We start from the raw sequence: 17,606 nt of genomic DNA, 5'->3' as shown, positions 1-17,606 counted from the left end.
ACGTTCCATAATGCTCAATGTGCCTACCGCAGCGGGGCGGTCGTGAGCGGCGTAATCGGCGTATGCAGCGGCCGCCGCCCCTGCACCTCGGGCATCGAGACATTGGGCAGGCGCGGCAGCACGTAGCGAGCGAAATAGTCGGCCTCGTCGAGCAGCGGGTAGCCCGAGAAAATGAACGCCCGGAAGCCCATGTCCATGTAGCGGTTCAGCTTCTCCACAATCTGGTCGGGCGTGCCCACTAGGGCACCGCCCGCGCCCGAGCGGGCCTTGCCGATGTCGGTCCAGAGCAGCGGCTCCACGAAACCTTCGTTGTCAGCGTGCTCGCGCAATTCGTTTTGGCGGTGCACGCCCAGCGACCACGAATCCTGCGCCCGGCTCTTGATTTCGGCGCCTTTCACGGGGTCAAACTTCGACATGAGTTTGCGGGCGTAGGCGCGGGCCTCGTCCTCGGTTTCGCGCACGATGACGTGGATGCGCAGGCCAAAATCAATCTGGCGGCCGTGGCGGGCGGCGCGGGCGCTGAGGTCCTGCATGGTTTCGTAGAGCATTTCCTCGGTTTCGGGCCACATCAAAAACATGTCGCAATACTGCGCACATACTGCCCTAGCCCCCTCTGAGGTGCCGCCGAAGTACAGCAGTGGGCCACCGTTTTGCTGGTACGGTTTGGCGGGGTCCGACGGCATGTCGAACTGGTAGAGTTCGCCCTTGTACACGATGCGTTCTTGCGTCCAGGCTTGGCGTAGAATCTCGATGGTTTCGGCGCAGCGCTGGTAACGCAGCTCCGGCACCTCACGCAGGCCGGGCAAGTCGGAGTTGATGATATTGATGGTGAGCCGGCCTTCGAGCATGTGGTCGAGCGAGGCGAGGGCGCGGGCTAGCATGGGCGGGTGAATCTCACCGGTGCGAATAGCCGTGAGCAGGTTGATGCGTGACGTTTGCGGCGCCATACCGGCCGCGAAGGTCATCACATCCTGCCCCACTGTGTAGGAGGTAGGCAGCAGAATGTTAGAATACCCCAGCCGCTCGGCCGCCAGCGTAATGTCGCGGCAGTGCGCCCACGAGCTGCGGTAGGCGCCGTCGAGCACGCTCAAGTACTGCGTGTCGCCCCCGCAGAGGTCGTCAAACCAGGATATTTCGGCCACGCGCTGCGGCGTGCGAATGGCTACGGAAGCGATAGGAGAGGGTAGAGACATCAGCTGATAAACTAAAAACGGAGTAGACTAAGCGGCTTTTGGCCACAAAGTCCTTATGAAGTAGGTCGCGGTTTGCGGCGATTAAACAAGAAGTACAGCCCTAGGCCAGCCACGGCGGCTACGGCTACATCGCGAGCTTCGGTGCCCTTGCTGCTGCCGAGTAGCCACAGGCACAAGAGTATGCAGGCTACTGCCACCGCTCCGCCGCCCCACACCCGAAACGGCGCAGGCTGGCTAGGGTAGCGGCGGCGCAGCACGGGTAGCGCGGCGCACGTCAGCCCAAAATAGAGGAGCCGGATAATGGTGCTTAAAGTCAGTGCGTAGAGAAACGTGCCCGAAATAGCCAGCACCAGCTTCAGCCCCGCCGACACTAGCAAAGCCACGTAAGGTGTGCGAAAGCGCGGGTGCGTGGCCCCAAAAACGGCCGGAATCTGCCCGCGCTCGGCTAGGGCAAACAACAGGCGCGGGCCTGTCAGCATCAGCGCATTGAGCGTGCCCAGGATGATGAGCATAGCGGCTGCGGCCACAAAAGCTGCCCCGCCCGGACCTAGGAAGCGCCCGGTTGCCTCAGCCAGCGGGCGGTCGGCGGTGGCGAGGCCGGGCAGCGTACCAATGCATACCACCTGCACCAGCACAAACAGCACCGCCACCGTAGCAATGGCCGTGAAAAGCGCAAACGGCACGTTGCGCTGCGGCTGCTGGATTTCGCCAGCCGGAATGGCCGCCACATCAAACCCCGAAAACGTGAAGATGAGCAGCAGCACCGCCCCCGAAAAGCTAGGGTAGCTAGGACGCACTGCAACCGAAAAAGCGTCCCAATCAACAAAGCACAGCCCGACTGCCGTAAACAGCAAGAGTAGCGCCAGTTTGCTCACCGTGAAGAGGTTATTGACCAGCGAAGCCATCCGCACCCCGACTAAGTTTAGCAGGGTGAGGCTAGCTACGAGACCGATAATGAGCGCTGCCCGCCCCGCGCCCATGCCCACCGCCGGCCAGAAGTAGGCCGCGTATTCGACAAACAGATTGCAGAGCGCCGCGAAGCTAGCCAGCCGCGAAACCCACAGCAGCCAGCCCACCTCAAACCCCACCAGCGGCCCGAACGCTTCGCGTGCATAGAGGTAGGGGCCGCCCGCGCCGCTAAAGCGGCTGCTCACCTCCGCAAAGCACAGGATGATACCAGTGACGATAGCAGCGCTCACCACGTAGGCCAGCAGGCTCCAGGTGCCCGCCAGTGCATAAAGCTTGGCCGGCAGGCCTAGGATGCCAGCGCCAATCGTGATGTTGATAATAAGCGCGACAAAGTCCCAGCGCCGAATGCCGCGCACTAAATCGGGCCGCGGCGCCACCTCACGGGTAGAAAGCATGCAAAAACAGAAAACACCTAAAACCGGCTGTACAAGCCTTATTTCACCAACTCAAGCGAGCGTGGGGCTACAACAGCAGCCATAGTTTTTAGAAGGTTTTCTGAGCATCAGCTAGCAGTACGCGTGCAGTTAAACGAAAGGCGGGGCAGGAGGTCAACGCCCCATGCCCCGCAAATATAAGGTGGTGAGCCAAGCGGCCTATACCGCCTTAATCATCCAAATTTGGCAGCCGAAGTGGCCGCTGTTGCCCAGCGCCTGTGGTAAATACGTGAAGCCTAGCCGCTCGTAAAGCGGGATGGCCTGGGTAAGTTCATCGGTGGTTTCGAGGTACACGCGGTCATATCCGTTGGCGCGGGCGGCTTCGAAACAGTGCGTAATCAAGGCCTTGCCCACACCCCGGCCCCTGGCGGCAGGCAGCAGATAGAGCTTCACCAGCTCCACAGTATCGGCAGGCAGGCCCTGGGTGGGGAAGATGCCGCCGCCGCCCAGCACCTCGCCGTTCAGCTCAGCCACAAAATAGGCACTGCGCGGCGTTTGGCTGAACAACTCGTACAGGTGGTCGGTAGCCTCGTCGTAGTAGGCAGTACCAGGCTTGGCGGCGCCAAACTCGGCTAGGGTATCGCGCACGGCACGGGCTAGGGCCGCGTTATCGCCGGGCGCAATGGGGCGAATAGTCAGCTCAGGGGTCATCTGTTACTTCTGCTTCAATAGCTCGTGCAGCACCGTCTGCATCGAAAACGTGCGGTTGCCCGCTTCCTGAATAATAAGCGAGCCCGGCGCGTCGAGCACCTCATCGGACACTTCTACGTTGCGGCGCACAGGCAGGCAGTGGATGAATTTAGCGTTGTCGGTACCGCGCATGTGCTCATTTGTGAGCATCCAGCTAGGGTCGTTATTGAGTATTTGGCCGTAGTCGCGGTAGCTGCTCCAGTTCTTGGCCTGCACGTAGTCGGCGCCTTCTAGTGCCTTGCGCTGGTCGTACTCGATGGTCGCACCCTTTGTGAACTTAGGATCCAACTCGTAGCCGTGCGGGTGGGTAATGACGAAGTCCACCCAGTCGATTTCCGAAAACCAATCGGCAAACGAGTTGGGCACGCACTGCGGCAACGCGCGTACGTGGGGCGCCCAGGTCAGCACAACTTTCACGCGCTCCTTTTTCTTCGTCTCTGCCACTGTAATGAGGTCGGCAAACGATTGCAAGGGGTGCAGCGTAGCGCTTTCGAGGCTAATAACAGGCACAGTGGCATACTGCAGAATCTTGCTCATCACTTCCTCGCTGTAGTCGGCTTCCTTGTCTTTTAGCGTGGGGAAGGTGCGCACGCCCAGCACGTCGCAGTATTGGCTCATCACCGCGATAGCATCCTTGATGTGCTCCTGCGTCGAGCCGTTCATTACGGCCCCATCGGCCATTTCGAGCGTCCACGAGTCGGCCCCTGCGTTCAGTACCCAGGCTTGCGCGCCTAGGTTGTAGGCAGCCTTCAAGCTACTTAGGCGTGTGCGTAGGCTAGGGTTGAAAAATATAAGGCCTACCGTTTTATTCTTACCCACGTGCTGGTAGCCGTAAGGATTCTTCTTGATTTCGAGGGCTTGGTTAAGTAGCGCCTTGTAGTCGCCTGCGTCGGCGAAAGAAAGGAAATTTTTCATGATAGCAGTATTGCGGGCTTTTAGCCTGCCAGTAATTGAAATGCAAAAAAACAAGGGGCCAAGCCAACTGGCCCAGCCCCTTGTCACCCAGTAGCCTATCCAGTGCCAAGTCGCTGCAGCTAACGCTACTTTGACCGCTTCTAGCATCAGCCACCAATAGGTACGAGTGTTAGTTTTCGATAGCTGAGCTTAAGTCAGCTGGGGTGCTAATACTCATTGATGCGTAGGTCTAGACCATCATAAAGCGGAAAAATATGGTAGCCGCAATGCTCCGTAAACACGCCGACTTCGCGCATTTCCAGTGCCTGAATTACAAACGCATATTTGAACTCCACTTGTGAACCGTCTTCAAAAGTGATAGCAACCGAGTTGCTTGAAAAATCAGAGGCGGAGAGTCCTCGAAACTCTCCGCCTCTGGTAGTAGCAACGTGTTGCTGAAGCTTGGCTTTCCAGCGCTCCGGCAAGTCGTTGTAGCGCATACTACATCGCCTTGTACTCGTTCCAGCTCTTAATCTTCAAATCCTTCATCTCCAGCGAGCAGAAGGCCCGGATAAACTTCGAGGCCAGACGCGCATTGGTCAGCAGCGGAATACCAAAGTCGATGGCGGTGCGGCGGATTTTGTAGTCGTTATCCAGTTCGCCCTTCGACAGGTTTTTGGGAACGTTGATAACCAAGTCGATTTTCTTCTCGCGCAGATAAGTCAGCACGTTAGGCTCCTGGTGGTCGTCGGGCCAGAAGAGCAGGCTGCTCGGCACTTTGTTCTCGGCAAAGAAGCGGTGTGTGCCTTGCGTAGCGTACACCTGGTAGCCCTTTTTCACCAGCAACTCGGCGGCCGAGAGCAGCGCCACTTTCGACTTGATAGGGCCGCCCGAGATAAGCACCGATTTCTGCGGAATTTTGTAGCCCACGCTCAGCATCGACTTCAGCAGAGCCTCCTCGGCTGTGTCGCCTAGGCAGCCTACTTCGCCGGTGCTCACCATGTCCACGCGCAGCACCGGGTCGGCGCCAGGTAGGCGGGTAAACGAAAACTGCGGCGCCTTCACGCCCACGAATGGCAGGTCGTACACGCGCTCGCTGTCGTCGCGCACGATGTCCTTCTTACCCAGTAGCACCTGCGTGGCTTTGGTAACCAGGTTATTGCCCGAAATCTTCGATACGAAGGGGTAGCTGCGCGAAGCCCGGATGTTGCACTCGATTACCCGAATCACGCCGTTCTTTTCCAGGAACTGGATGTTGAACGGACCGCTGATGTCGTAGCGGCGGGCAATCTTCTCGGCGATGTTCTTGAGCTTGCGGATGGTGCCCACATACACCCGCTGGGGGGGGTAGTACATGGTAGCATCGCCCGAGTGCACGCCCGCAAACTCGACGTGCTCCGAGATGGCGTAGCTCACGATTTCGCCATGGTTGGCCACCGCGTCCAGCTCTATCTCCTTGGCTTCCTGAATGAATTCCGACACCACCACTGGATATTCGGCGCTCACCTCGGTAGCCGTTTGCAGGTATTCTTCCAGCTCCTGGCGGTTCGACACCACGTTCATGGCCGCGCCCGACAGCACGTAGCTCGGCCGGATGAGCACCGGGTAGCCCACCTCGCCCACGAAGGCGTGCATGGCTTCCAGCGAGGTCAGCTCGTTCCAGCGGGGCTGCTCGATGCCCAGCTCGTCCATGATGCTCGAGAACTTATGGCGGTTCTCGGCCATGTCGATGCTCGCCGCCGAAGTACCCAGGATGGGCGCGCCGGCGTCTTCGAGGCGGGTGGCCAGGTTGTTCGGAATCTGTCCGCCGGTGCTCAGAATCACGCCCGTCGGGTGCTCAAAGTCCAGAATATCCATCACCCGCTCGTAGCTCAGCTCCTCGAAGTAGAGGCGGTCGCTCACGTCGTAGTCGGTGGATACGGTTTCGGGGTTGTAGTTGATGATGAGCGTTTTGTAGCCCTCGGCGGCGGCCGTTTGCACGGCGTTCACACCGCACCAGTCAAACTCTACCGACGAGCCGATGCGGTACACGCCCGAGCCCAGCACGGCAATCGACTGCTCGGTTTCGGGGGCCAGGTCGTTTTCGGTGCCGTGGTAGGTGAGGTACAGGTAGTTCGTCTTGGCCGGAAACTCGGCTGCTAGCGTATCAATCTGCTTCACCACCGGCAGCACCCCTAGGGCCTTGCGGTGCGCGCGTACGCGCAGTTCGTCGGCCTTTACATCAGTAGAGCCCAGCACTTGCACGGCAAGCTGCTGGTCCGAGAAACCAGCCTTTTTAACTTCGCGCAGCAAGTCTGCGTCCAGCGACTCTAGGCCCTGCTCGCGCCCGGTAGCCAAGCGCTGCCCCAGCTCGAAAATGGTGTACAGGCGCTGCAAAAACCAGAGGTCAATCTTGGTCAGGTCGTGCACGCGCTCGATGGTGTAGCCGGCCTCAAACGCCTGGGTAATGGCGAAGATGCGCTCCTCGTTGGGCTCGCTCAGCAGGCGGTCTATGGTTTCGTTGTCAGCCGTATCAGGCGTGTTGCCCACAAAGCCGCGCTTGCCGGTGTCCAGCATGCGCAAGCCCTTCTGAATGGCTTCCTCAAACGACTTGCCGATGGCCATTACCTCGCCCACGCTCTTCATGGCCGAGCCAATCTGCCGCTGCACGCCCGAGAACTTACCTAGGTCCCAGCGCGGCAGCTTTACCACCACATAGTCGAGCGCCGGCTCGAAAAAGGCTGTGGTCGTCTGCGTTACGCTGTTCTTCAACTCGGCCAGCGAGTAGCCTAGGCTCAGCTTGGCGGCCACGAAGGCCAGCGGGTAGCCCGTAGCCTTGGAAGCTAGCGCCGACGAGCGCGACAAGCGGGCGTTCACCTCAATCACGCGATAATCCTCCGAAACTGGGTCGAGCGCGTACTGAATGTTGCACTCGCCCACGATGCCCAGGTGCCGAATGGTCTTGATACCAATCGAGCGCAGCTTGTGGTACTCGCGGTTACTGAGCGTCTGCGACGGGGCCACCACGATGCTCTCACCGGTGTGGATGCCGATGGGGTCGAAGTTCTCCATGTTGCAGACCGTGATGCAGTTATCATAGGCATCGCGCACCACTTCGTATTCCACTTCCTTCCAGCCCTTCAGCGATTCTTCCACCAAAATCTGGTCCGAAGTCGTGAATGCTTTTTCGGCCAGCGCCCGCAGCTCGTCCATGTTGTTGGCAAAGCCGCTACCCAGGCCACCTAGGGCAAACGCCGCCCGCACAATAATCGGGAAGCCGATGCGCTCACCGGCTGCCAGGGCGTCGTCCATCGTCGTCACGGCCACGCTGCGAGCCGTGAGCACACCAATCTGGTCGAGCTTCTCCTTGAAAATATCGCGGTCCTCGGTGTCGATAATCGACTGCACCGGCGTGCCGAGCACCGGCAGGTTATACTTCTCAAACACCCCAGCCCGGTACAATGCCACCGCGCAGTTGAGCGCCGTTTGGCCGCCAAACGCCACTAGAATGCCATCGGGCTTCTCTTTCTTGATGACTTCCTCCACGAAGTAGGGCGTCACGGGCAGGAAATACACGTCGTCGGCCATGCCCTCCGAGGTTTGCACGGTGGCAATGTTGGGGTTGATGAGGATAGTGCGGATGCCTTCCTCTTTCAGTGCCTTCAGCGCCTGCGAGCCGGAATAGTCAAATTCGCCGGCCTCCCCGATTTTCAACGCGCCGGAACCGAGGATAAGAACTTTAGTGGGTTTGTTCATCTATCGTGTGGGCTGAAAAAAGATTTCAGCTATTCTCGCTAGTAGGGAAATTAATTAGTTATGTAAGAGCCGTGCAAAGCCTTCGCATGTTAAAAAAAAGGCAACTAGCTTTAGTTGCTAGTTGCCTTATACTTCTTAACTGCTTCAATAAAATCATCGAACATGAACTCCGTGTCCTGCGGGCCGCCGGCGGCCTCCGGGTGGAATTGCGTGGAGAAGAAGGGCTTGGTCTTGTGCTTGATGCCTTCGCAAGTGCCGTCGTTGAGGTTCTCAAAGAGCATTTCCCACTCGGCGGGTAGCGTAGCGGTATCGACGGCGAAGCCATGGTTTTGGCTGGTGATGTAGCTGCGCTGCGTGCCAGACAGGCGCACGGGCTGGTTGTGGCTGCGGTGGCCGTATTTCAGCTTGAAGGTGTCGCCGCCCGCCGCTAGTCCCATGAGCTGCGAGCCGAGGCAGATGCCGAAAATCGGCTTGTCCTGCTGTAAGGCATTTTGCAGGTGCTTGATGGTGGCGTCGCACATTTTGGGGTCGCCGGGGCCGTTGCTCAGGAAGAGGCCGTCGTAGTCGATTTGGCTGTAGTCGTAGTCCCAGGGCACTCGAATCAGCTCCACATCGCGCTCCAGGAAGCAGCGGATAATGTTGGTTTTAGTGCCGCAGTCTACGAGCACGATTTTGTGCTGACCGCTGCCGTAGTGCTTCACTTCGGGCGGGCTTACCTGGGCCACCAGGTTGTCTTGGTTGGGGTCGTGCAGGGGCACGTCTTCCTCGGCCACGATTTTGCCCAGCATGGCGCCTTTCTCGCGTAGAATCTTGGTGAGCATGCGCGTGTCCACGCCCGCAATGCCGGGGATGTTGTACTCTTTCAGCCAGTCGCCCAAGCTCTTGGCGGCGTTCCAGTGGCTGTGCTCGTCGGAATAGTAGTTCACCACCAGTCCGGCAATGTGAATTTTGTCAGACTCGAAAATCTTCGAAATCGACTCGTACAAATCCTCGCCGGGTACGCCGTAGTTGCCCACGATGGGGTAGGTGAGCACCAGAATTTGCCCCGCAAAGGAGGGGTCGGTGAGGTTTTCGGGGTAGCCCGTCATGGCTGTGCTGAACACGACTTCGCCCGCTACCGAGCTAAACGCGCCGAACGATTGGCCCTGAATCTCGGTGCCGTCTTCGAGAATGAGTTTTACTGTTTTTGAGTTTTCCACTGTGCTAACTAAATGCCTGTCAGGTATGTAAGGGTAAGAAAAATCAAAGCCACTCGGCCAGTGCCCGCCCCGTTAGTCCAGCGCGCTAGGCTCCTGAATAACGGCCACCGCTTTTTCGGTGAGGGCATACAGCGCCTGCAAAAATACGTCAACCTCAGCCTTAGTTATGTTCAATGGCGGCAACAAACGCAGCACGGTGGGGTCGGAGGCGTTACCCACAAAAATGTGGTGCTCTGTGAGCAGCTTGTCGCGCACTTCCTTCACGGGGAAGTCGTACTTGACCCCAATCATCAGGCCGCGACCGCGGATTTCTTCGGCCCCAGCGTAGGCCAGCAACTCGGTGCGCAGGTAGTCGCCTAGGGTGCGCGCATGCTCTACGAGGTGCTCTTGCTCAATGACTTCGAGCACGGCCAGGGCGGCGGCGCAGGCCAGGTGGTTGCCGCCGAAAGTGGTGCCCAGCAGCCCGTAAGAAGCTTTCAGGTGGGGCGCGATGAGGATGCCGCCGATGGGGAAGCCGTTGCCCATGCCCTTGGCCACCGAGATAACGTCGGGCTGGATGCCGGCCCATTGGTGGGCAAAAAACTTGCCGCTGCGGCCGTAGCCGCACTGCACCTCGTCGGCGATGAGCAGCGCGCTGTACTGCTGGCACAGCGCTGCTAACCCGCGCAAGAAGTCATCGGAAGGCATGATGATGCCGCCTACCCCCTGAATCGGCTCGATGATGGCGGCGCACACGTCGCCAGCTTGCAGAGCCTGCTCCACGGCTCCTAGGTCATACTCCAAAAAGGAAACCGCGTGTCCAGCGTTGAAAGGCGCCACAATTTTGGGGTTGTCAGTGGCAGCCACCGCGCCACTCGTGCGACCGTGAAAAGCACCCTTAAAGGCCAGCACGCGGGTCTTACCGGTGTGGAAGGAAGCCAGCTTCAGTGCGTTCTCGTTGGCCTCGGCGCCCGAGTTGCACAGAAACAGCGCGTACTCGGGGTAGCCCGACACCTCGCCCAGCTTCTCGGCCAGTTCGCGCTGAATCGGAATCTGCACCGAGTTGGAGTAGAAGCCGATGTTTTGCAACTGCTCGCTGAGGCGTTGCACGTAATGCGGGTGGCTGTGGCCGATGGAAATGACGGCGTGGCCGCCGTAAAAATCCAGGTACTGCTGGCCCTGGTCGTCCCACAGCGTCGCGCCCAGCGCCCGCACTGGCGTGATGTCAACCAGCGGATAAACGTTGAAGAGGTTCATATGTCGTGAGCGGTTAACTTCTAAAGAATGTTTTTGACAGAGCTTCGTGCCTAAGCGAGCCTAGATGACGTTGTTTTTACTAGGGTTCTCGTTTAGAAAAACGAAGCCTTTATACCTAGACCTACCGTTTCCTCAAAGCCAAATAGCAAGTTCATATTCTGAATAGCTTGGCCCGAAGCACCTTTTAGCAGATTATCGAGCGCTGTAGTAATAAGCACTTGGTCGTCGTGCTTGGCCACGTGCACCAGACACTTATTGGTATTCACTACTTGCTTGAGATGAATCTCTTTATTTGATACAATCGTGAAAGGTGCCTCGCTGTAGTAATCAGAGTACAGCTTTTGTACTTCTGGTATTAAAAGTTCGCAGGTGGTATAAACCGAAGCGAAGATGCCTCGTGTGAAGTTGCCTCGATACGGGATAAATCGAATGGGCTGATTGAACGCGGGTTGCAGGTCCACCAGCGTTTCGCCTATCTCGCCCAGGTGCTGGTGCGTGAAGGTTTTATAGGTCGAGATGTTGCCGGTGCGCCAAGTGTAGCCCGTCGTTTCGACTAAGCCGCGGCCCGCGCCCGTGCTGCCCGTGATGGCCGACACATGCACGGCATCGCGCAGTTGCCCGGCGGCAGCCAGTGGCAGTAGCGCTAGCTGAATGGCCGAAGCAAAACAGCCTGGATTAGCAATGCTGTCGGCCGTGCGAATCTGCTCGCGGTTGGCTTCTGGCAGGCCGTACACGAAGTGTCGGCCGGCTACGTCGCGGTCGGCACCTAGGCGAAAGTCATTGCTTAAGTCGATGACTTTGGTACTGGTGGGCAGGTTGGCTTTCAGTAGCCACTCGCGCGAGTGGCCGTGACCTAGGCAGAGGAAAATAACGTCTTCATCGCCCGCTAGCTCGCTGGCGAATGTGAGGTCCGTATCGCCGAGCAAATCCTCGTGCACAGTATAGATGGGCTGCCCAGCCTGCGTTGAGCTTACCACCGTTCCAATTTCAGCATAGGGGTGGTGCAGCAGTAGCCGCACCAACTCGCCGGCCGTGTAGCCCGCGCCCCCAACTATGCCCGCCTTAACCTGCTTGCTCATCTTGCAGGCTAGCGTGAATTTTCAGCTGGTTGCCGAAGATTTTGATAAAGCCGCGAGCATCGCGCGAATCCCAGGCGTTGTTCTCCTCGCCGTAGGTAGCCACCTTCGACTGCATCATGTCGTATTTCGACTCGATGCCGAGCAGCTCGAAGTGGTAGGGGCGTAGCTCCACGAACACCGTGCCCGACACGCGAGCCTGCGACGATGTGAGGAAAGCCTCGAAGTCGCGCATAGCCGGGTCGAGGTACTGGGCCTCATGCAGCAGGGTGCCGTACCAAGTAGCCACAGGCTCCTTGTGCAACTGCTGCCAGCGCGAGAGAGTGTGCTTCTCCAGCAAGTGGTGTGCCTTGATGAGCAGCAGTGCTGCTGGGGCCTCGAAGCCTACGCGGCCTTTGATGCCCAGAATGGTATCGCCTACGTGCGTGTCGCGGCCGATGGCGTAGGCACCACCTAGCTCGTTGAGCTTTTGGATGAGGGCTACTGCGTCCATCTTTTCGCCGTTCAGCGCTACCGGTTCGCCTTTCTCGAAGGTAATTTCTAGCTGGCTAGGCTCGGTTTTAGACAGTTGGGTAGGGTAGGCACTCTCGGGCAGGGCTTGGCGCGAGGTCAGCGTTTCGACGCCGCCCACGCTGGTGCCCCATATACCCCGGTTGATGGAATACTTGGCCTTCTCCCAGCTCATCTCAAAGCCATGATTTTGCAGGTACTCAATCTCGGCTTGGCGCGACAATTTTTGGTCGCGGATGGGCGTGATGATTTCGACGTTGGGCGCGATGACGGCGAAGGCCACGTCGAAACGCACTTGGTCGTTGCCGGCGCCGGTGCTGCCATGCACGATGTAGTCGGCGTTTTCCTGGCGGGCGTATTCGGCAATGGCTAGTGCCTGAAACATGCGCTCGGCGCTCACGCTTAGCGGGTAGGTGTTGTTCTTCAGAATATTGCCGAACAGCAAATAGCGCAGGCAGTCGTGGTAGTAGCGCTCGGTGATGTCGATAACCTCGTGCTTGGTCGAACCCAGCTCGTAGGCACGCTTCTCAATGGCTACCAATTCCTCTTGCGAGAAGCCACCCGAGTTCACGATAACGGTGTGGACTTCCCAGTTCTCCTCACGCGTGAGGTTTACCACGCAGTACGACGTGTCGAGGCCGCCGCTGTATGCTACAATCGCCTTTTTCTTCATTCTGAATGTATTGCGCGGACGTTGTAGTCCGCGAGTGAGCGCAGTGAATCGCGCTAAAAAATTAGATGAGTATCTCTTCGCACTCGTCGCGGACGGCAAAGTTCGCGCAACTCAGCTTACTGCACTACCGGCAGGCGCATTTCTTCCGGCATCTCGTTTTCGGGTAGCGGGGCGTCGAGCTTATCGAACAGCATACCGGTGCAGAGGCACATCTTGCGCTCGTTTTCCGTCAAGATGCCGTAGTTTTTGCAGCTCTTGCAGCCCTTCCAAAAGTCCTCACTCGTGGTTAGCTCCGAGAACGTAACCGGCTCGTAGCCGAGGTCAGAGTTGATTTTCATCACGGCCAAGCTGGTCGTGATGCCGAAAATCTTGGCCGCGGGGTACTTGGTGCGCGACAGCCGGAATACTTCGCGCTTGATGGCGCGACCTAGGCCGTGCTTGCGCAGTTCCGTGTTGACGACCAGGCCCGAATTGGCCACAAACTTGCCGCTCTCGAAGGTTTCGATATAGCAAAAGCCAGCTAGCTCGCCATCCACGAAGGCGATGACTGAATTGCCCTGGCGCATTTTTTCGCGCACATATTCCGGGTCGCGCTTAGCGATGCCCGTGCCCCGCTGCTTGGCCGACTCGATGTACCACTGGCACAGCAGGTCCGCGTAGTGCGTGTCTGCTGCCGTTGCAACCCGAATTGTCATGATATAAAAAAGGGAGGAAATACTTACGGAAAGAAACGTAGTTAACCGGCCCCCGCGGTAAGCGAGTTAGCGGCAGAAAACCCGAACTCTATCGGATAAGCGGTCGGGCAACCTCTCAGTACGAGGATTTGCCCGGAAAAGGCTGACTTCTAAGTCAGCATCCGGCCATTGAAGCCGGCTAGGGTCGTCGCAGCATGGCGCAGGTCAGCAAGCGCACGCCTTCCGTAGCCCGCTGGGGGGCCAAAGCAGAAAGCTGAAGAATGGTGCGAGCCAAGAGCGTCATTTGCGTAGCAGCCAAGTGGGCTAGTGATGCACTAGCAAACCAGGGGCCATAATGGAGTCGCAAAGGTAAAAGTTCCTACTTTTGCTCGCAATAGACTGAGCTATTTTTTTCGCAGCCGCAGCTAGCAGTAACGGCTAAATAAGGTATGAGTAATCTTGCGGTAACGGTGTATAAGATTGGCGGTGGCATTATTGACGATGCTGCCGAGCTGACAAAATTCCTAGGGCTGCTGGCTCAAACCACCGGCCCCAAAATATTGGTGCATGGTGGTGGCAAAGGCGCCAGCGCTATGATGCGCGAGCTGGGCCTGACACCCACTATGGTAAATGGCCGCCGCGTAACCGACGCCGCTACGCTCGACATCGTGGTGATGTTTTACGCGGGCAAAACCAACAAAGAAGTAGTCGCCAACTTGCAGCGCCTAGGTGTAAATGCGCTAGGCTTGAGCGGGGCCGATGGCAACGTGATTGAGGGCGTGAAGCGTCCGGTGAAAGAGGTTGATTTTGGATTTGTGGGTGACCTCACGCCAGCCAGCGTTAACAAAAACTTAATCATCAGTTTGCTGCAAGGAGGCATCACACCTGTGCTTTGCCCCATCATTCACGATGGACAGGGGCAGCTCTTAAACACCAACGCCGACACCATCGCCTCGGCCGTAGCGGTAGCGCTGGCCCCGGACGCGGAAGTAACGCTGCATTATTGCTTCGAAAAAAATGGCGTGCTGCGCGACGTAAATGATGATAATTCGGTAATCCCCGATATCGACGCAACTCGTTACGAGGAGCTAAAAACCCAAGGCGTTATTGCCGACGGCATGTTGCCAAAGTTGGAGAATGCGTTTGCGGCGCTTCACCAGGGCGTAAGCCGGGTTATTATCGGGCACGCTTTGCATATCAATTCTGAGTTGCGCACCGTGCTATGTCTGAAATAATTGCCCGGCTCAGCGACGACGCCATCGCGCTGCTACAGCAGCTCATTCAAACGCCCTCGTTTTCGCGAGAGGAAACCGGCACAGCGGACATTCTGGAGCAGTTTCTAACATTGCACGGCATACCTGTGCAGCGCCGCAGCAACAACGTGTGGGCGGTAAGTAAAAACTGGGACGCCACCAAGCCGACGCTACTGCTCAACTCGCATCACGACACCGTGAAGCCCGGTGTGGCCTGGACGTACCCGCCTTTTGGCGCGACGCTGGAAGGCGATAAATTGACCGGCCTAGGTAGCAATGACGCTGGCGCGTCGGCAGTAAGCCTACTGGCGGTATTTCGGTATTTCTACAACCAACCCACAGCGTTTAATCTAGTCTGCGCTATCACAGCCGAAGAAGAAGTTTCGGGCGCGAATGGGGTAAAAAGCATTCTGCCCGAACTAGGGAAAATCGACCTAGGTATCGTAGGTGAGCCTACCGGAATGAATGCCGCTGTGGCCGAAAAGGGCCTGCTGGTGCTCGATGGGGTAGCGCGTGGCCGCACGGGCCACGCCGCTCGTAATGAAGGCGATAACGCGCTGTATAAAGCGCTAGATGACATTAATTGGCTGCGCGCTTACCAGTTTCCAAACGTATCGGAAATGCTCGGGCCGGTGAAAATGACGGTGACGCAAATAAGTGCAGGCACGCAGCACAACGTAGTGCCCGACGAGTGTCGCTACGTGGTGGACGTGCGCCCGACGGAGTGTTACACTAACGAGGAAATTCTAGAAATTATTCGTGCCAACGTGCAGGCCGATATTACGCCCCGCTCTACACACTTGCAGTCGTCGGGCCTGCCTCTAGGGCACCCGCTGGTGCAAAAAGCAGTGGCGATGGGTAAGAGAACGTATGGCTCGCCTACACTATCTGACCAAGCCTTAATGCGCTTCCCAACGTTGAAGATGGGGCCAGGCGACAGCGCCCGTTCACATGCGCCGGATGAGTACATTTTGCTGTCAGAAATCCGGGCTGGAATTGCGGATTATATTGAATTGCTAACTGATTTCAACTTCTAATTTTCCCTATCTACCATGCTGAGCGTGCGAAGCATCTTGTCGCGTCCGGTATGGTAATTCCCGCGCGATAAGAGATGCTTCGCACGCTCAGCATGACAGATAGGGAATAAGTATTTCTACTAATGAAAATCTGGGAAAAAGGCTTCTCCGTCAACGATAAAATTGAGCGCTTTACGGTGGGGCAAGACCGGGAGCTAGATATGTATCTGGCGCCCTTTGATATGCTTGCTTCTAAGGCGCAAGCCAAGATGCTAGCTAGCATTGGGCTAATTTCTCAGGAAGAAGAAACGCAGCTACTAACGGGCCTAGATGAGCTGTTGGCGCAGGTCGAAAACGGCACGTTTCAGATTGAATCGGATTTTGAAGACGTGCACTCCAAAATTGAATATTATCTGACCGATAAATTCGGCGACGCAGGTAAAAAAATCCACGTGGCGCGCTCGCGCAACGACCAAGTGCTGACGGCAATTCAATTATTTATTAAGGATTATACCGAAAAAATTGGCGCTAAAATCCTCGAATTAGCGGAGCTGCTGTTGCAGCAGGGCGAGAAATACAAGAATGATTTATTACCCGGCTACACGCATTTTCAGGCGGCGATGCCGAGTAGCTTCGGACTTTGGTTTGGGGCGTACGCCGAGCATTTATTGCTCGATATGAGCCTGCTAGAAGCGGCACATACCGTAGCCGACCACAACCCCCTAGGGTCGGGTGCGGGCTTCGGCAGCAGCTTCGGCATTGACCGCGAACAGACGACCCGCGAAATGAATTTTACCAACGTGGCGGTGAGCGCGGTGGGTGCGCAAATGCTGCGCGGTAAAACCGAAAAGACGCTGGCTTTCGCTATTGCGGGTGTGGCCGGTACACTCAGCAAGTTGGCGTATGACCTCGTGCTATATAATAGCCAGGACCTAGGGTTCGTACTGCTGCCTAAGGAGTTCACAACGGGCTCCAGCATTATGCCGCACAAGAAAAACCCTGATGTGTTTGAGCTGGTGCGCGCGCACTGCAACCGCCTACAAGCGCTGCCGACTGATATTATCCTAACGATAAACAACCTGCCCAGCGGCTACCATCGCGACTTCCAGATTTTAAAGGAAATCCTGTTCCGGCCAATGGTGCAGTTTGCCGATATTCTCGATATTCTGCTCTTCGCGGTGCCCGCCCTGCAGGTGGTGCCAGGAGTAATTAATCAATCGAAATACGACGCGATATTTTCGGTAGAGAATATCAATCAGTTAATCCAGGCTGGCGTACCGTTCCGCGATGCTTATAAGCAGGTAGGGCAGGCCGTGGACAACGGTAGCTACATGCCGCACAAGGAGTTTGCAACAACGCACCTAGGTAGTGTGCACAACCCTGGGCTGGATGTGCTGACGCAGCGACTGCAAAGCACGCGGCAACGTTTATCGTGGGCGAAGTAGCGCGGACGTTTTAGTCCGCGAATAGATAAGCTTACTGTATGCTTACTACTCGCGGACTAAAACCCTGCACTACTGCAAAAATCAATGTAAATAAACCGCTTCTAGCCGCGCTAGCGGCGTGGCATCGGGCTCGGTGGGCGCGTACAGGCGCAGCGTGTCGCCGCTGATGCGGAAGGAGTGCGCGGCGGCCAGCGCCTGCGTAAAGGCTTGCTCGGTGGGCAAGGCTGGGCAGGCCATGCGCGTGCTTAATAGGGGCGTGAAAACCAGATGGCTGACGCTATCGGTAGCAGCTGTGCTGCGAAAGCGGTTGCAGCTGCCCTGGCCTTCGGCCTTGCCATCGCGGCGCAGTAGCAAGTAGGGTTCTTGGCCGCCCTCTGGCACCGTAACGGACTGGTTGCCAACTTGGCGTAATACCCAGCGGGTTTCGAAGAGCGCTGCGCCCGGCGCGGGTGGGCGAGCAGTTGTTGTAGGTGTGCTGGTAGTAACGGTGTTAGAGGTTTGGCAACCCAAGCAAAAAAGCCCAAACCCAGTAACCAATGTGGCAGCAAAGCGAAGCATAACGATACGCTGGCCGGAAATTTCCCCGCCCAGCGGCTACCCATACGGTAG

General features: G+C 57.4%; 15 protein-coding genes. 3 read left to right on the top strand and 12 right to left on the bottom strand.

Translation table 11 applies throughout. The features are described 5' to 3' along the window. Positions 1 to 23 precede the first annotated feature (23 nt). From FNT36_RS06430 to FNT36_RS06380, 11 genes are all read right to left on the bottom strand, one after another. Positions 24 to 1,193: an LLM class flavin-dependent oxidoreductase gene (locus FNT36_RS06430; RefSeq protein ID WP_144845497.1), complete on the bottom strand. Its 1,170-nt coding sequence runs from the start codon at positions 1,191 to 1,193 to the stop codon at positions 24 to 26. Between the two features lie 53 nt (positions 1,194 to 1,246). Further along, positions 1,247 to 2,557, bottom strand: a complete 1,311-nt coding sequence (locus tag FNT36_RS06425; RefSeq protein WP_144845495.1) for an APC family permease — start codon at positions 2,555 to 2,557, stop codon at positions 1,247 to 1,249. Positions 2,558 to 2,755: 198 nt separating this feature from the next. Beyond that, complete coding sequence (locus tag FNT36_RS06420) at positions 2,756 to 3,247, bottom strand: GNAT family N-acetyltransferase (protein WP_144845493.1); 492 nt, start codon at positions 3,245 to 3,247, stop codon at positions 2,756 to 2,758. A gap of 3 nt (positions 3,248 to 3,250) precedes the next feature. Further along, positions 3,251 to 4,201, bottom strand: a complete 951-nt coding sequence (locus tag FNT36_RS06415) for a Rossmann-fold NAD(P)-binding domain-containing protein (protein ID WP_144845491.1) — start codon at positions 4,199 to 4,201, stop codon at positions 3,251 to 3,253. A gap of 206 nt (positions 4,202 to 4,407) precedes the next feature. Next, on the bottom strand, positions 4,408 to 4,680 hold the full coding sequence (locus FNT36_RS06410) for a hypothetical protein (RefSeq protein ID WP_144845489.1): 273 nt from the start codon (positions 4,678 to 4,680) through the stop codon (positions 4,408 to 4,410). A 1-nt stretch (position 4,681) separates the two neighbouring features. Continuing rightward, a complete protein-coding gene (gene carB, locus FNT36_RS06405) occupies positions 4,682 to 7,915 on the bottom strand; it encodes a carbamoyl-phosphate synthase (glutamine-hydrolyzing) large subunit (protein ID WP_144845487.1) in 3,234 nt (1,077 codons plus the stop codon). 110 nt (positions 7,916 to 8,025) lie between these two features. Continuing rightward, the gene (gene carA / locus FNT36_RS06400) at positions 8,026 to 9,114 is read right to left on the bottom strand and encodes a glutamine-hydrolyzing carbamoyl-phosphate synthase small subunit (RefSeq protein ID WP_144845485.1); all 1,089 of its coding nucleotides are present in this window, start codon (positions 9,112 to 9,114) and stop codon (positions 8,026 to 8,028) included. Positions 9,115 to 9,186: 72 nt separating this feature from the next. Continuing rightward, positions 9,187 to 10,350: an aspartate aminotransferase family protein gene (locus FNT36_RS06395; protein WP_144845483.1), complete on the bottom strand. Its 1,164-nt coding sequence runs from the start codon at positions 10,348 to 10,350 to the stop codon at positions 9,187 to 9,189. Between the two features lie 92 nt (positions 10,351 to 10,442). After that, positions 10,443 to 11,429: an N-acetyl-gamma-glutamyl-phosphate reductase gene (gene argC, locus FNT36_RS06390; RefSeq protein WP_144845481.1), complete on the bottom strand. Its 987-nt coding sequence runs from the start codon at positions 11,427 to 11,429 to the stop codon at positions 10,443 to 10,445. After that, entirely contained in the window at positions 11,413 to 12,609 is a 1,197-nt protein-coding gene (gene argG / locus FNT36_RS06385; protein WP_144845479.1) for an argininosuccinate synthase, read from the bottom strand. Before argG ends, argC begins: the two co-directional genes overlap by 17 nt. A gap of 116 nt (positions 12,610 to 12,725) precedes the next feature. Next, positions 12,726 to 13,304, bottom strand: a complete 579-nt coding sequence (locus tag FNT36_RS06380) for a GNAT family N-acetyltransferase (RefSeq protein WP_144845477.1) — start codon at positions 13,302 to 13,304, stop codon at positions 12,726 to 12,728. 428 nt (positions 13,305 to 13,732) lie between these two features. Here FNT36_RS06380 and argB point away from each other — a divergent pair, with 428 nt between their 5' ends. From argB to argH, 3 genes are all read left to right on the top strand, one after another. After that, positions 13,733 to 14,518, top strand: coding sequence for an acetylglutamate kinase (gene argB, locus FNT36_RS06375; protein WP_144845475.1), 786 nt, complete (start codon positions 13,733 to 13,735; stop codon positions 14,516 to 14,518). Next, on the top strand, positions 14,506 to 15,573 hold the full coding sequence (locus FNT36_RS06370; RefSeq protein WP_144845472.1) for a M20 family metallo-hydrolase: 1,068 nt from the start codon (positions 14,506 to 14,508) through the stop codon (positions 15,571 to 15,573). The genes argB and FNT36_RS06370 overlap by 13 nt, the downstream gene beginning before the upstream one ends. 122 nt (positions 15,574 to 15,695) lie before the next feature. After that, entirely contained in the window at positions 15,696 to 16,997 is a 1,302-nt protein-coding gene (gene argH / locus FNT36_RS06365) for an argininosuccinate lyase (RefSeq protein ID WP_144845470.1), read from the top strand. 81 nt (positions 16,998 to 17,078) lie between these two features. Here argH and FNT36_RS06360 read toward each other — a convergent pair whose 3' ends face one another. After that, on the bottom strand, positions 17,079 to 17,507 hold the full coding sequence (locus FNT36_RS06360; protein WP_233635715.1) for an META domain-containing protein: 429 nt from the start codon (positions 17,505 to 17,507) through the stop codon (positions 17,079 to 17,081). Positions 17,508 to 17,606 lie beyond the last annotated feature (99 nt).

Origin of the sequence: Hymenobacter setariae (genome assembly GCF_007713685.1) — a bacterium.
Taxonomy (GTDB): Bacteria; Bacteroidota; Bacteroidia; order Cytophagales; family Hymenobacteraceae; genus Hymenobacter; species Hymenobacter setariae.
Note: the sequence above shows the minus strand (reverse complement) of the source record. Positions and strands in the feature narration are given on the sequence as shown.